Consider the following 13,822-nt stretch of genomic DNA (forward strand, 5'->3'; position numbering starts at 1 on the left):
CCCGCACCGCCACGCACGGTGACCGCGGGACGTTCCTCGGAACGGTGTGCGCCCGGCCACAGCGCGGGGAGTGTCAAACTGGGGGCGTGACAGCTTCTGCGAACTCCGCTTCGACCCGGCACGACGATCCGGCTCCGCAGTCGCGGCAGCTGTTCGAGCGTGCGCAGGCGGTGACGCCCGGCGGCGTCAACTCCCCGGTCCGCGCCTTCCAGTCCGTCGGCGGCACGCCGCGGTTCATGGTGCGCGGCGAGGGCGCCTACCTCTGGGACGCCGACGACAACCGCTACGTCGACCTGGTGTCGTCCTGGGGCCCGATGATCAACGGGCACGCCCACCCCGACGTCGTCGCCGCGGTGCGCGACACGGCCGTGCACGGCACGTCCTTCGGCACGCCCGGCACCGGTGAGATCGACCTGGCGCAGGAGATCATCGACCGCGTCGAGCCGGTCGAGCAGGTCCGCCTGGTCAACTCGGGTACCGAGGCGACGATGAGCGCCGTGCGGCTCGCCCGCGCCTTCACCGGCAAGCAGAAGATCGTCAAGTTCGCCGGCTGCTACCACGGTCACGTGGACGCGCTGCTGGCCGGCGCCGGCTCGGGTGTGGCGACGCTCGGCCTGCCGACCTCGCCCGGTGTCACCGGCGCGCAGGCCGCCGACACCCTCGTGCTGCCCTACAACGACCTCGAAGCCGTGCGGCAGGTCTTCGCCGAGCAGGGCGACGAGATCGCCTGCGTGATCACCGAAGCCGCCGCCGGCAACATGGGCACGGTCGCGCCGCTGCCCGGCTTCAACGCCGGACTCAAGGAGCTGACCAGCGCGAACGGCGCACTGCTCATCATGGACGAGGTGATGACCGGGTTCCGCGTCTCCGCTGCGGGCTGGTTCGGCATCGACGGCGTCGCCGGTGATCTCTACACCTTCGGCAAGGTCATGTCCGGTGGTCTGCCCGCCGCCGCCTTCGGCGGTCGCGCCGACGTGATGTCGCGCCTCGCGCCGACCGGCCCCGTCTACCAGGCGGGCACGCTCGCCGGGAACCCGATCGCCGTCGCCTCCGGCCTGGCGAACCTCCGCGCCGCCGACGCCTCGGTCTACGCGGCCCTGGACCGCAACGCCGACCGGCTCCGCGAGCTCATCGGGTCCGCGCTGAACGCCGAGGGCGTGGTCCACCAGATCGCCTCCGCGGGCAACATGCTCAGCATCTTCTTCAGCGAGAACCCGGTGCACGACTACGAGCAGGCCCAGGCCCAGCAGACCTGGCGCTTCCCGGCCTTCTTCCACGAGCTGCTCGCGCGCGGCATCTACCCGCCGCCGAGCGCCTTCGAGACCTGGTTCGTCAACGCCGCCATGGACGACGCGGCCTTCGAGCAGATCGCCGACGCCCTGCCGCACGCCGCGCGGGCAGCCGCCGCCGCGACCGCCCCGGAGGCGTCGAAATGACCGAACCCCAGGCTGAGAAGACCCTCGTGCACTTCCTCCGCCACGGCGAGGTGCACAACCCGGAGGGCATCCTCTACGGCCGGCTGCCCGGCTACCGGCTGTCCGACAAGGGCGAGCAGCAGGCGAAGCTCGTCGCGGAGTTCCTCTCCGGGCACGACATCGCCCGCGTGATCTCCTCGCCGCTGCAGCGCGCCCAGGAGACCGCCCGCCCGCTGGGCGCGATGTTCCAGGTCGACGTGGCCACCGACGACCGGCTCATCGAGGCGGACAACCGCTTCGAAGGCCTCAAGGTCTCCGTCGGCGACGGCGCACTGCGCTCCCCCCGGCACTGGCCGAAGCTGTGGAACCCGTTCGCACCCTCCTGGGGCGAGCCCTACCTGGAGATCGCGCACCGGATGCTCGGCGCCGCGCACCGCGCGCGAGCCGCGGCGGCCGGGCGGGAAGCGGTGTGCGTCTCGCACCAGCTGCCGATCTGGACGCTGCGCCGCTACGTCGAGGGCAAGCCGATGTGGCACGACCCCCGCCGCAGGCAGTGCTCGCTGGCGTCGGTGACGACGCTGGTGTTCCGCGGCGAACAGCTGGTGCGGGTGGCCTACGTCGAGCCCGCAGGTGGCACCGATCCGAGAGTGACGGGCGCATGAGGAAGCTTCTGGTGCGGCTCGGCCTGATCACGGCCGTGCTGGCGATGGTCGGTGGCTGCGCCACCGAGGGCGACGACTCCAACAAGGCGGGCGGCGAGTTCACCTTCGTCTCGCCCGGCGGGCAGACGCGCATCTTCTACCCGGCGGGCGAGCGGGGCCGGATCAGCCACCTCTCCGGCGACGACCTGCTCAACCCCGGCAAGCAGCTGGGAATCCAGGACTTCCAGGGCGAGGTCGTGGTGCTCAACATCTGGGGCTCCTGGTGCGGCCCGTGCCGCTCCGAAGCCGACGACCTGCAGGCCGTGCAGGACAAGCTCGGTCCGCAGGGCGTGCAGGTGCTGGGCATCGACGTGCGGGACAACCAGAGCGCGGCAGCGGACTTCCACCGCGACCGCGGCCTGACCTACCCGTCGATCTTCGACCCGGCTGGCCGCACGCTGCTCTCGCTGCGCCAGTTCCCGCGCAGCACCGTGCCGGCCACCATCGTCCTGGACCGGCAGCACCGGGTCGCGGCGATCTTCCTGACCGAGATGCTCGAGAGCGAACTGCTCCCCGAGGTGCAGAAGATCGCTTCCGAGCCTGCGTAGGTGCTTGCTGCGTCCCCCTGGTCTCTTTGCTCAGCGGTGCGGGTGGCGGAACCTGACACGCCTTCTGGCTCCGGGATCCGAGACTTGTGCATGCCCAATGCAGCGGCGCTACGGCTGTCCTCCCCCAGAAGACGTGTCAGAACCCGCGGCGGCGCCGGCTGCTTTGGTGGGGTAGTGCGAAACCGGCTTCGTCGCTTGCCTGACGGTGGTGGGTGCTGAGAAAGCGACCTCGTCGCTTGCTTGACGTTTTGCTGTGACTTCTGCCTCTTGGGGGTGGGCGTTGGTCCTGGAATGGGTGGGACCAAGGTCCTGCTGGTGCCGGGTTCGTGCCTGGGCATCGCGTTCACCTGGGGGTTCGCGGGCCGGTTCAGCGAGCCCGGTGCGTGAGGGCGACGTCGGCTTTCCTACCCTCGAAGCGTGAACCCCACCGAGCTCGCCGCGTCCGGACCGCTGCTGTTCGCGGCGGCGATCGCGGCGCTCGCCGGGGCGATCAGCTTCGCCTCGCCCTGCGTGGTCCCGCTGGTGCCCGGCTACCTGGCGTACCTCGCCGGTGTCGTGGGCGCCGACTCGCCGCCGGTCGATGAAGCCGAAACCGAGGAGAACCGGCGCGGTCGATGGCGGGTCGCCGGTGCCGCGCTGCTGTTCGTGGCCGGTTTCAGCGTCGTGTTCGCGGCAGGAGCGCTGCTGCTGCTCGGGGTGTCCGACGCGCTGCTGACCAACGAGCTGCTGCTGCAGCGCATCGGCGGCGTCGTCACGGTCGCGATGGGCCTGGTGTTCCTCGGCCTGATCCCCGCCCTGCAGCGCGACGTGCGGGTGCACCGCGTGCCGCGCGCCGGGGTGTGGGGCGCACCGCTGCTCGGCGCGGTGTTCGGCCTCGGCTGGACCCCGTGCCTGGGACCGACTCTGGTCGGCGTCATCTCGGTCGCCGCCGGCACCGATGTGGACACCGGCACCGCTCTGCGCGGAATCCTGCTGGTGCTCGCCTACTGCGTCGGCCTCGGCGTCCCGTTCGTGCTGCTGGCCCTGGGCGCCCGCTGGGCGGTGCGCAGCGCGGGCTGGCTGCGGCGGCGCGGCCGGGCGATCCAGATCGCGGGTGGAGTGCTGCTGGTGGTGGTGGGCCTGCTGCTCGTCACCGGTCTGTGGGGAGAGCTGATCTCGATGCTTCGTGGCCCGATCGCCGGATTCGAGACGCCGATCTGATGCGCGACCACCTCACGACCGCCCTCGCCTTCCTGCGCAACACCTGGCGCGGCCTGACGTCCATGCGCACCGCCCTGGTGCTGCTGTTCCTGCTGGCCATGGCCGCGCTGCCGGGTGCGCTGATCCCGCAGCGCTCGCTGAACCGGTCCGAAGTGGACAAGTACTTCCAGCAGCACCCGGACATCGCGCCGCTGCTGGACAAGATCGGGATGTTCGAGGTCTTCAGCTCGGTCTGGTTCGCCTCGATCTACGTGCTGCTGTTCATCTCGCTGATCGGCTGCCTGCTGCCGCGCTGCTGGGAGTACTACAAGCAGTGGCGCAGCAAGCCGGTCCGCACCCCGCGCAACCTGGGCCGGCTGCCGCACCACGCGGAGAAGACGCTCGACGACACCTCGGTCGACGAGGCCATCGCCGCGGCCAAGACGCGGCTGCGCGGCTGGCGGATGGTCGAGCACACCGAGACCGACGGAGCCCGGTCGATCAGCGCCGAGCGCGGATTCCTCCGCGAGGTCGGCAACCTCGTGTTCCACTTCGCGCTGGTCGGACTGCTCATCGGCCTCGCGGGCGGCAAGCTCTACGGCTACGAGGGCCAGGTCATCGTGGTGGCCGACGGCTCCGAGTTCTGCAACTCCGGCACCTACAACTACGACTCGTTCCGCGCGGGACTGTCGGTCGACGGCACCCAGCTGTCCCCGTTCTGCGTCAAGGTCGACGACTTCGACGTCGACTACCAGCCCAACGGTCAGGTGGCCAACTACCGCGTGGGCATGCAGTACCAGTCCGGCGAGGGGCTGGAGACAAACACCTGGAAGCCCTACACGCTGCAGGTCAACCACCCGCTGCGCACCGCTGGCGACCGGATCTACCTGACCGGCAACGGCTACGCGCCCCGGTTCACCGTGACCTGGCCGGACGGCCAGCAGCGCACCGGACTCGTGCAGTGGCAGCCGATGTCGCCGCAGACGATGCTGTCGCAGGGCGCCACCAAGTTCGACCAGCCCGGCGTGACCGACGAGGTGCAGCGCAGGCAGAGCCAGCTGGCCATCACCGGCCTGTTCGCGCCGACCGCGGCGTTCGACGGCAAGATCCTCAGCTCCGGGTTCCCCGACCTGCTGGACCCGACCGCGGCCATCGACGTGATGCGCGGCGACCTCGGCCTGGACTCCGGACGCGGTCAGTCGATCTTCGGCGTCGACCAGTCGATGGTCGAGCAGGGCAGGCTCAACCGGGTCGCCCGCGAGAACGTCCGCGTCGGCGAGGAGATCCGCCTCGACGACGGCACGACGGTCCGCTTCGACGGCGTCGAGCGCTGGGCGAACCTGCAGGTCTCGCACGACCCGTTCCAGACATCGGTGCTGGCCTTCGCGGTGCTCATCATCTTCGGACTCGGCACCTCGCTGATCGTCAAGCGCCGCCGCATCTGGGTGCGGGCCGCTCCGCACCCGGAATCCGGCGAAAGCCCCGCCGCGCGTACCGTTGTCGAGGTCGGCGGGCTCGCCCGCACCGACCAGGCCGGCTACGGCGAGGAGTTCGCCCGGATCGCCGATGACCTGCTCGGTGCGGATGTCGACCACTCGCCCCAGCCCCGCGCGGACGCTGGGACCGCGCGCGAAAGGAAGAGCTGATGCCGGTCAACGAGACGCTGTCGAACTACAGCGACATGGCCTACGCCACCTCGGTGGTCATCTACATCGCGTCGATGCTGCTGTACTTCGGCGAGTTCGCCTACGGCAGGGTCGCCACCGCGACCCGCACCCGCGAAGCCGCGCTGGTGGGCGCGGAGAAGTCGTCCGAGGGCAAGGACGTCGTCGGGCACGTCCCGGCGCAGCCCAAGCGGCCGGTGGCCGAGCGGCTCGGCGGCATGGCCGTGTCGATGACCGTGCTCGGCGCGCTGGTGCACTTCGGCTCCCTGCTGACCCGCGGCCTGGCCACGGGTCGCGTGCCGTGGGGCAACATGTACGAGTTCGGCTCGGCGATCTGCCTGGCGGCCGTCGCCGCCTGGCTGATCGTGCTGTTCCGGCAGCTGCGCAACGCCCGCCGCGAAGCCACTCCGGCCCAGCTGCGCGGCCTCGGCGGCTTCCTGATGCTGCCGGTGACGCTGCTGCTGTTCCTGTCCGGCACCGTGCTCTACGCGGAGGCCGCGCCGCTGCAGCCGGCGCTGCAGTCGTACTGGATCGTCATCCACGTCGCCGCCGCGATCGTCTCCAGCGGCGCGCTGCTGTTCGCCGGTGTCGCCAGCGTCCTCTACCTGCTGCGCTGCCGGTACGAGAACAACCCGCTGAAGATGGCCAAGTTCGGTTCGCGGCTGCCCACCAGCCAGGCGCTGGACCGGATGGCCTACCGCGCCACCGTGATCATCTTCCCGGTGTGGACCTTCGCGATCGTCGCCGGCGCCATCTGGGCGGAGGCCGCGTGGGGCCGCTTCTGGGGCTGGGACCCCAAGGAGACCTGCGCGTTCATCGCCTGGATCGTCTACGCCGCCTACCTGCACGCCCGCGCGACCGCGGGCTGGCGCGGGGTTCGCTCGGCGTGGATCAACGTCCTCGGCCTGGCAGTGATGATCTTCAACCTGTTCTTCGTGAACCTCGTCGTCACGGGTCTGCACTCCTACGCCGGTCTGTGAGCAGCACTCGATCCGGCGTTCGCAGGAGTGCGACGGCGCGTTCGGCTCGCAGCCGTGGCGTGAATCGCGTTCGGTGACCGGAGAAACCCGCGGCGCGTACCTGCCACCTATGGTGACTAGGGGGTATGTGTGGGTTTAGGTTGCTGTGCGCAAGCACTGCACAGCTCGGCTCGAACGTTGGAGGGACGGCGACGGTGACGGGACAGTACGAAGAGCCCGAGACGAGGCGGGACGTCGGTGCCGTCTCGCCGCAGGCCGACGGCCCGGCCGGCACCGAGGCCGGGGGCAAGAGCGGCAACGGCTCCTACACCGACCCGGAGACGCGGCCGCACCAGCCCAAGCCGGTTCCCGAACACCCCGAACCGTCGTACGTGGACCCGTCGCAGCCCGACGTGTCCGGTCCCTACCCGGTCGCGGACACCCCGCAGCCGTACTACCCGAGCGGAGCGCCGGTGTACCCCGACCCGTCCCAGTCAGGTCCGCACCCGCAGCAGCAGCCGTGGCCCGGCTACCCGGGGACCCAGTCCGGCCCCCACCAGGTCTCGGGTCCGCACCAGGTCGCCGAAGGTGGCTCCGGGCCGGTGCCGGTGAGCCCGTACGCGCCCGTCTCCGGCGGTCCGTCGGGACCGTTCCCGGCCGGCCAGCCGTACCCGCAGCAGCCGCCCCAGCAGCCCGGTCAGCCGCAGCCGGGTCCGCAGCGACCCGGGCACCAGCAGCCGCAGCCCAACGCCGATCTGTCGTCCGCGCAGCTGCTGCGGCAGACCAAGCGACCGCCGCAGTCCGGCTGGCGCAAGGCCGTCTACGTCGCCAGCGGCAAGACGGTCAACTTCGGCGAAGGACCGACCGACCGGCGACGCCGCGAGCTCATCACGCGGATCAACCAGCCGCTGCAGGGCTGCTACAAGATCGCGATGCTCAGCCTCAAGGGCGGCGTCGGCAAGACCACCGCGACCGCCACGCTCGGCGCGACCTTCGCCTCGCTGCGCGGCGACCGGGTCATCGCCGTCGACGCCAACCCGGACCGCGGCACGCTGAGCCAGAAGATCCCGCTGGAGACCACCGCGACCGTTCGGCACCTGCTGCGCGACGCGCACCGCATCCGTCGTTACAGCGACGTCCGCTCCTACACCTCGCAGGGCCCGAGCCGGCTGGAAATCCTCGCCAGCGAGCAGGATCCGGCCGTGTCCGAGGCCTTCAGCGAGGACGACTACCGGCGCACCGTGACGCTGCTGGAGCACTTCTACAACGTGGTGCTCACCGACTGCGGCACCGGCCTGATGCACTCCGCCATGAAGGGCGTGCTCGACGTCGCCGACTCGCTGGTGATCGTCTCCTCCAGCTCGATCGACGGCGCCCGCAGCGCATCGGCCACTTTGGACTGGCTCGACGCCCACGGCTACGGCGACCTGGTCTCCCGCTCCGTCGCCGTCATCAACTCCGTGCGCCCGGCATCGGGCAAGGTCGACGTGGACAAGCTCGGCGCCCACTTCGCGTCCCGCTGCCGCGCCGTCTCGCGCATCCCGTTCGACCCGCACCTCGAAGAAGGCGCGGAGGTCGAACTCGACCAGCTGGCGGCTCCGACGCGGATGGCGCTGCTGGAGCTGGCAGCAATGGTCGCCGACGACTTCCCCCACGCTCCTGGCCGCCAGGTCCAGTCCTAAGACTCCGTGGCCGGGTTGCTTGGCGGTGCGGGTAGCGGAACCTCAGACGCCTTCTGGCTCCGGGATCCGCGACTTGAGTATTAACCGGATACGCGGCGCTGCGGCTGTCCTCACCAGAAGACGTCTGAGAACCCGCGGCGGTGCCGGTTGCTTGCTCGGGGTACCGAGAAAGCGGCTTCGCCGCTTGCCTGACGGGTTCGGGCTGCCTGAGGGGTTGGGCTGCTTACTTGAGGCCGCCGTCTTCGTCCGTCGGGCGCTTGTTCTTGCGCTGTTCTTCGGCGATCTTGCGGAGGAATTCCGGGTCGTCGTCGGGGGCGACCGGGGCTCTGCGGGCGGGCGGCGAGGCGATTTGCGGGCCGAACGCCTTCCACATCAGCACAGCGATGGTGAGCGCGCCAATGGCGGCGAGGGCATAGATCATCGTGGCCACCTCCAACGTTCCGCTTACGACACTAGCCAATCAGAGACGGCGGTGTCTTTGTCCGGAGGTGTCCGGTTCCAGCGGGGGTCCCTGGTGACGCCTCGCGGACGTGCGAGGCGTCACCAGGGACGGCGGTCGTCATCGGCCGGCCGCCCAGCGATCTTCGACTTGGTGCAGCGATTCTCGACTGTTGCGACTGCTCCTCCGGCGCCTGCCGCGGTGCCCGGGGCACTCACCACGAGGGGTTTGGCAAGTGGTCCTGCGCACCGCTGCGTTGACGTCCGCGCCGCTTCGAGATGTTCGCCGCTGCCGGACCGGTCGGTCAGGCGGTGCGGTTCACATCGTTGGTCAGCTCGGCCAGCAGGGTGCGGACCTCAGACTCGCGGAAGCGACGGTGGCCACCGGGGGTCCGGATCGAACCGATCCGGCCGGCGGTCGCCCATCGGGTCACGGTCTTGGGGTCGACCCGGAAGAGCGCCGCGACCTCACCCGGGGTGAGGAGCTGCTCCTGACCGTTCTGGCGAGGCTGCTGAGTCGACGCGGTCACGTGTGACCTCCACTTTTGCGATAACTGGCATTCGGGCATTCCGGTCGCAATCGTGGCACCTGAGGGGGCAGGTACTCGAACGTTTGGGTTTAGGTAAAGGGAAGGTAAGGGACGAAAACGGCGCTTCGGGCGCTCCGACCTGCGGTCCCGGACGCCGGGCTGATCGCGCCCGCGGGTGCTCTACCCTGGATGACGTGCGGGAACAGCAGGAGACGAGAACCGACGAGCCCGAAACCGCGGTCGACGCGACCCCCGGAACGGGCCCTGAGCAGCCGACCGGCGAGACGTCCGAGGTCAAGCCCAACCTGGCCCGCGACATCGCGCTCTACACCGCGGCCCGGTTCGGCCTGGTCGCGGTCGTGGCGGTGCTGCTGATGCTGGCCCAGGTTCCGGTCCTGGTCGCCATCGCCGTGTCCGTCGTCGTGGTCATGCCGCTGTCGCTGCTGGTCTTCGGCACGCTCCGGCGCCGCGTCGCGGTCGGCATGGCCGAGCGCACCAAGGACCGCCGCGAACGCCGCGAGCGGTTGCGCGCCGAACTGCGCGGCGACGCCCCGGCGGATGCCGAATGACCAGCGACATCGACCGCTCCTGCGAGCGCACGCGGGCCTGGACCAGCGAGGCCGTCCGGATCATCGAGGCCGACGCGAACCGCAGCGCCGACACCCATCTGCTGCGGTACCCGCTGCCCGCCGAGTGGGGGATCGACCTCTACCTCAAGGACGAGTCAACACATCCGACCGGTTCGCTCAAGCACCGACTGGCCCGTTCGCTGTTCCTCTACGCCATCTGCAACGGCTGGGTGACCGAAAACACACCTGTGATCGAGGCTTCGTCAGGATCGACGGCGGTCTCGGAGGCCTACTTCGCCCGACTGCTCGGATTGCCGTTCATCGCGGTGATGCCCCGCTCCACCAGCGGCGAGAAGGTCGCGCTCATCGAGTGGCAGGGCGGCCGCTGCCACTTCGTCGACGAGCCCGGCGCGATCTACTCCGAGTCCCGGCGGCTGGCCTCCGAGCTCGGCGGCCACTTCATGGACCAGTTCACCAACGCCGAACGCGCCACCGACTGGCGGGGCAACAACAACATCGCCGAGTCGATCTTCGAGCAGCTCGCGCTCGAACCGCACCCGGAACCCGCCTGGATCGTCGTCGGTGCGGGCACCGGCGGCACCAGCGCCACCATCGGCCGCTACCTGCGCTACCGCAGGCTCGGGACCCGGTTGGCCGTCGTCGACCCGCAGCGCTCGGTGTTCTTCGAAGCCTGGCGCGACAGCGACCCCACGCTCACCAGCGACTCCGGCTCGCTCATCGAGGGCATCGGCAGGCCGAGGGTGGAACCGTCGTTCATCGGGCAGGCCATCGACCGGATGATCAAGGTCCCGGACGCCGCCTCCATCGCGGCCATCCGCTGCACCGAGCAGATCCTCGGACGCCGCGTCGGCGGCTCCACCGGGACCAACCTGTGGGGCGTGTTCGCGCTGATCTCCCAGATGCTCTCCGAGGGCCGCAAGGGCAGCATCGTCACGCTGCTCTGCGACGGCGGCGAGCGCTACACCAACACCTACTTCGACGACCGCTGGGTCGCCGAGCAGGGCATGGACCTCGAGGCCCCGCGCAAGATCCTGGACCACTTCCACAGCACCGGCGAGTTCCAGGCAGACTAGGGCCGCACGTCGACGATCTTGCGTGGGAGGAGGTCCGGTGGTCCCCAAGCGCCTGCTGGTCAGCGCGGTGCTCTCCAGCGCCGCGCTGACCGGCTGCACCGCTGTGCAGCAGGTGGTGCCTGGGCCGCCGTCCTCGCAGCCCAGCACCTCCGAGGAGTCCACGGCGACCAGCACCGCTCCGTCGATCACCCGCGACGTTCCGCCGGAGCAGCGGCGGATGCTGGGATCGATGTCGGCGCAGGAGCTGTGCGGGCTGGTCCGGCCGGACGAGATCGCGGCGCTGGCCTTCGAGGTCGAGCCCGGACGGGCGCGCGAGGTGGGGATCCAGCCCCCGGTGCGCGGCTGCGGGTTCCCGGACCGCAGCGGAGGCCGGGAAGTGCTCATCGGAGCGCAGGCCCCCGGTTTCGCCGACCTGGGGACCGAGGAGGTCGAGCTGGGAGCCGTTCGCGGCACGCAGGTCCTGCGAGCCGACGGCTGCACCGTCTACGCCCCGGTCGCGGGAGCGACCCTGCAGATCGTGGTGATCGCCGACCAGGCCGACACCGACCAGTGCGGCATCGCTTCGGACGTCGCCCAGTACGTGCTGCCCGCCGTGGTCGCGTGACGCGGAAGGTCGTCCGCCCCTGACCGGGTCGCGCAGCTCGGCGCCGTCGCGCCTCCTCGTGGTCGGCGTGCGCGGCCTGCGGATGCCTGATCGAGCGGTGTCCCGCAGCGGCGCGCCCGCCGCGGGACATCAGCGTCAGCCGAAGGCCAGCGCCAGACCCGTGATGGCGCCCCAGGCGAGCATGGCGAACCCGGTGTCCCGGACCGCCGGGACCAGGTAGCGGCCGGTGGCTCCCCGCACGACCGCCCGCAGCGGGATGAGCAGCAGGGGCAGAGCCAGGAATCCCAGCAGCGCCCAGGAGTTGCGCAGGCCGATCAGGACCGTGATCACGAACGGGACCAGCGCCAGAGCCGTGTAGAGCGTGCGGGTGTCCCGGTCGCCGAGCATGACGGCGAGGGTCCGCTTGCCCGTGACCCGGTCGGAGGGGATGTCGCGGAGGTTGTTGGCCACCAGGACGGCGCAGGACAGCGCGCCGACGCCCACGGCGGCTCCGATGCCGAAGCCCGAGACCGTTCCGGCTTGCACGAACATCGTGCCCAGCACGGCGATCAGGCCGAAGAACACGAACACCGCGAGCTCGCCCATCCCGGCGTAGCCGTAGGGCTTGCTGCCGCCGGTGTAGAACCAGGCGCCCGCGATGCACAGCGCGCCGATCGCCAGCATCCACCACTGACCGCTCAGCGCGACCACGCCGATCCCGGCCAGCGCCGCCACCCCGAAGCACGCGAAGGCCGCGTTGCGCACCGCGCCCGGCCGCGCCGACCGCGACCCGACGAGGCGGAACGGGCCGACGCGGGAGTCATCGGTGCCGCGGATGCCGTCGGAGTAGTCGTTGGCGAAGTTCACCCCGATGATCAGGCTGACCGAGACGGCCAGCGCCAGCAGCGCGATCAGCGGGTCGAACTCGTCCACTCCCGCGGCGGCACCGGACCCGGCCAGCACCGGCGCGATCGCATTCGGGAAGGTGCGCAGACGGGCACCCTCGATCCATTGCGCGACAGTCGCCATGAGCCTCATCTTCGCTCACCCGGCAAGTCCCCCGGCTAGCAGGTCAGCTGCTCGGCGAGCGCGCGCCGGTCCGGTTTGCCGGGGCCGCGCAGCGGGAGCTCGTCCACCAGCGCGATGCGCTTCGGGGTGGCCACGGCGCCGAGGCGCTCGCGCACGGCGGCGCGCAGGACCTCCTCGTCCGGCCGGGCGGCGGGATCGGGCACGACGGCGGCCACCACCGCCTGCCCCCACTCCGGGTCGGGAACGCCCAGCACGCAGGCCTCGTGGACGCCCGGCTGCTCGGCCAGGACCCGCTCGACCGGCAGCGGTGCGACCTTCTCCCCGCCGGTGATGATCATGTCGTCGGCGCGGCCGAGGACTTCCAGCTCGCCGTCGGCGAAGCGACCGAGGTCGCCGGTGCGGAACCAGCCGCCCGCGAACGCGGCCGCGTCAGGCTGGTGGCGGTAACCCCTGGCCAACATGGGTCCGGTGAGCCGGATCGGCCCCAGCTCGCCGTCCACGTCGACCTCGGTGATGTCCAGCGGGACGCCGTCGTAGACGCAGCCGCCGGAGGTCTCGCTCATGCCGTAGGTGGTGGTCACGCGAACGCCGCTGTCCCGGGCCCGGGACAGCAGGGCGGGCGGGGTGGCGGCGCCGCCGAGCAGCACCGCGTCGAAACCGCGCAGCGCGTCCAGGCCCTCGCCGCCGTCGTGAAGCAACCGGGACAGCTGGGTCGGGACCAGGGCCGTGTAGCGCGGGCGGTCCGAGGCCGGCAGCTCGCGCGCCGCCGCGGCGAAGCCGTCCGGGCGGAAGCCGCCGGAGGTGTCGACCGCGCGCGGGGTGGTGCCCGCGATCAGCGCGCGGACCAGGACCTGGATGCCGGCGACGTGGTGCGCGGGCATCGCCAGCAGCCACTCGCCCGGGCCGCCGAGCCTGCGGTGGGTGGCCTCGGCCGAGGCGCGCAGCGAACCGGCGGGCAGCAGCACGCCCTTGGGGGTTCCGGTGGAGCCGGAGGTGGCGATGACCAGGGCCGTCGGGTCGTGCTCGGCGTCCTCGCCGGGGTTCAGCGGCCCGATCAGGTGTTGCGCCTGCCCGGGGGCGTCGGCCGCGATCGGCAGCAGCGCGGGACCTTCACCGTCCAGCGCGCGGCGCAGCGCGGGCAGCACGTCCAGCGCGCCGGTTCCCGAGGGGGCTGGAAGCGGCTGGAGTTCCCGGGGGTTCGGCATGAGCTCCATTCTCGGCACCGGCGCCGGTGCCGACGCCGCCGGTGACCCGAGAGCTTCGCCACTAGCTCACCTGTTCGAGCGATCAAGTGTTCGAAAGGTTCGGTCGATGTTCCAGGTGTGAGCGGAAGGAGGAGGCGATGTTTCTCGTGTTCGTGCTGGTCGTCCCGGTCTTCGCCGGGACTCCGCCGCATCCGCAGCAGTCGTCGTGTTCGCCGCAGGGCCGGCC

At 71.0% G+C, this 13,822-nt stretch carries 14 protein-coding genes; 10 read left to right on the plus strand and 4 right to left on the minus strand.

The features are described from left to right. The first annotated feature begins 86 nt into the window (after positions 1-86). The 7 genes from hemL (at position 87) to E1202_RS02295 (ending at position 8,148) form a co-directional block, all read left to right on the plus strand. Positions 87-1,436, plus strand: coding sequence for a glutamate-1-semialdehyde 2,1-aminomutase (gene hemL / locus E1202_RS02265; protein WP_132680565.1), 1,350 nt, complete (start codon positions 87-89; stop codon positions 1,434-1,436). Then, a complete protein-coding gene (locus E1202_RS02270) occupies positions 1,433-2,077 on the plus strand; it encodes a histidine phosphatase family protein (protein ID WP_132671814.1) in 645 nt (214 codons plus the stop codon). Before hemL ends, E1202_RS02270 begins: the two co-directional genes overlap by 4 nt. Continuing rightward, the gene (locus E1202_RS02275; RefSeq protein WP_207918423.1) at positions 2,074-2,664 is read left to right on the plus strand and encodes a TlpA family protein disulfide reductase; all 591 of its coding nucleotides are present in this window, start codon (positions 2,074-2,076) and stop codon (positions 2,662-2,664) included. Before E1202_RS02270 ends, E1202_RS02275 begins: the two co-directional genes overlap by 4 nt. Positions 2,665-3,081: 417 nt before the next feature. Continuing rightward, on the plus strand, positions 3,082-3,864 hold the full coding sequence (locus E1202_RS02280; protein WP_132680566.1) for a cytochrome c biogenesis CcdA family protein: 783 nt from the start codon (positions 3,082-3,084) through the stop codon (positions 3,862-3,864). Continuing rightward, entirely contained in the window at positions 3,864-5,489 is a 1,626-nt protein-coding gene (gene resB / locus E1202_RS02285; protein WP_132680567.1) for a cytochrome c biogenesis protein ResB, read from the plus strand. The genes E1202_RS02280 and resB overlap by 1 nt, the downstream gene beginning before the upstream one ends. Next, complete coding sequence (gene ccsB / locus E1202_RS02290; protein ID WP_132680568.1) at positions 5,489-6,487, plus strand: c-type cytochrome biogenesis protein CcsB; 999 nt, start codon at positions 5,489-5,491, stop codon at positions 6,485-6,487. Before resB ends, ccsB begins: the two co-directional genes overlap by 1 nt. A 194-nt stretch (positions 6,488-6,681) precedes the next feature. Beyond that, positions 6,682-8,148: a MinD/ParA family ATP-binding protein gene (locus E1202_RS02295; protein WP_132680569.1), complete on the plus strand. Its 1,467-nt coding sequence runs from the start codon at positions 6,682-6,684 to the stop codon at positions 8,146-8,148. Positions 8,149-8,371: 223 nt separating this feature from the next. Here the strand turns inward: E1202_RS02295 and E1202_RS02300 are convergent, their stop codons facing one another. Together E1202_RS02300 and E1202_RS02305 are read right to left on the minus strand one after the other, a co-directional pair. Further along, positions 8,372-8,569: a hypothetical protein gene (locus E1202_RS02300; protein WP_132680570.1), complete on the minus strand. Its 198-nt coding sequence runs from the start codon at positions 8,567-8,569 to the stop codon at positions 8,372-8,374. A 322-nt stretch (positions 8,570-8,891) separates the two neighbouring features. Next, entirely contained in the window at positions 8,892-9,116 is a 225-nt protein-coding gene (locus E1202_RS02305) for a BldC family transcriptional regulator (protein WP_093414319.1), read from the minus strand. Positions 9,117-9,310: 194 nt separating this feature from the next. Between E1202_RS02305 and E1202_RS02310 the strand changes: the two genes are divergently transcribed. The 3 genes from E1202_RS02310 to E1202_RS02320 are packed head-to-tail and all read left to right on the plus strand — an operon-like array spanning position 9,311 to position 11,383. Further along, complete coding sequence (locus tag E1202_RS02310; RefSeq protein WP_328590933.1) at positions 9,311-9,685, plus strand: DUF4229 domain-containing protein; 375 nt, start codon at positions 9,311-9,313, stop codon at positions 9,683-9,685. Next, on the plus strand, positions 9,682-10,779 hold the full coding sequence (gene cds1, locus E1202_RS02315) for an L-cysteine desulfhydrase Cds1 (protein WP_132680571.1): 1,098 nt from the start codon (positions 9,682-9,684) through the stop codon (positions 10,777-10,779). The genes E1202_RS02310 and cds1 overlap by 4 nt, the downstream gene beginning before the upstream one ends. 37 nt (positions 10,780-10,816) lie before the next feature. Beyond that, positions 10,817-11,383 (plus strand): DUF3558 family protein, encoded by a 567-nt coding sequence (locus E1202_RS02320; RefSeq protein ID WP_165943707.1) that lies wholly within the window; start codon positions 10,817-10,819, stop codon positions 11,381-11,383. A gap of 135 nt (positions 11,384-11,518) precedes the next feature. On the opposite strand, the gene E1202_RS02325 is transcribed toward E1202_RS02320, so the two are convergent. Further along, positions 11,519-12,391 carry a 1,4-dihydroxy-2-naphthoate polyprenyltransferase gene (locus E1202_RS02325; RefSeq protein WP_132680573.1) on the minus strand — a complete coding sequence of 291 codons (873 nt, stop codon included), beginning with the start codon at positions 12,389-12,391 and terminating at the stop codon, positions 11,519-11,521. Positions 12,392-12,426: 35 nt separating this feature from the next. Continuing rightward, a complete protein-coding gene (gene menE, locus E1202_RS02330) occupies positions 12,427-13,596 on the minus strand; it encodes an o-succinylbenzoate--CoA ligase (protein WP_132680574.1) in 1,170 nt (389 codons plus the stop codon). Between the last annotated feature and the right edge of the window lie 226 nt (positions 13,597-13,822).

It is taken from the genome of Saccharopolyspora karakumensis (assembly GCF_004349225.1).
Classification (GTDB): Bacteria; Actinomycetota; Actinomycetes; order Mycobacteriales; family Pseudonocardiaceae; genus Saccharopolyspora; species Saccharopolyspora endophytica.

What these genes read in the sequence shown, in the direction of transcription:
- E1202_RS02270 (WP_132671814.1), top strand. Translation starts at nt 1,433, where the DNA reads ATGACCGAACCCCAGGCTGAGAAGACCCTCGTGCACTTCCTCCGCCAC.
- E1202_RS02275 (WP_207918423.1), top strand. Translation starts at nt 2,074, where the DNA reads ATGAGGAAGCTTCTGGTGCGGCTCGGCCTGATCACGGCCGTGCTGGCG.
- resB (WP_132680567.1), top strand. Translation starts at nt 3,864, where the DNA reads ATGCGCGACCACCTCACGACCGCCCTCGCCTTCCTGCGCAACACCTGG.
- ccsB (WP_132680568.1), top strand. Translation starts at nt 5,489, where the DNA reads ATGCCGGTCAACGAGACGCTGTCGAACTACAGCGACATGGCCTACGCC.
- E1202_RS02300 (WP_132680570.1), bottom strand. Translation starts at nt 8,569, where the DNA reads ATGATCTATGCCCTCGCCGCCATTGGCGCGCTCACCATCGCTGTGCTG.
- cds1 (WP_132680571.1), top strand. Translation starts at nt 9,682, where the DNA reads ATGACCAGCGACATCGACCGCTCCTGCGAGCGCACGCGGGCCTGGACC.
- E1202_RS02325 (WP_132680573.1), bottom strand. Translation starts at nt 12,391, where the DNA reads ATGGCGACTGTCGCGCAATGGATCGAGGGTGCCCGTCTGCGCACCTTC.
- menE (WP_132680574.1), bottom strand. Translation starts at nt 13,596, where the DNA reads ATGCCGAACCCCCGGGAACTCCAGCCGCTTCCAGCCCCCTCGGGAACC.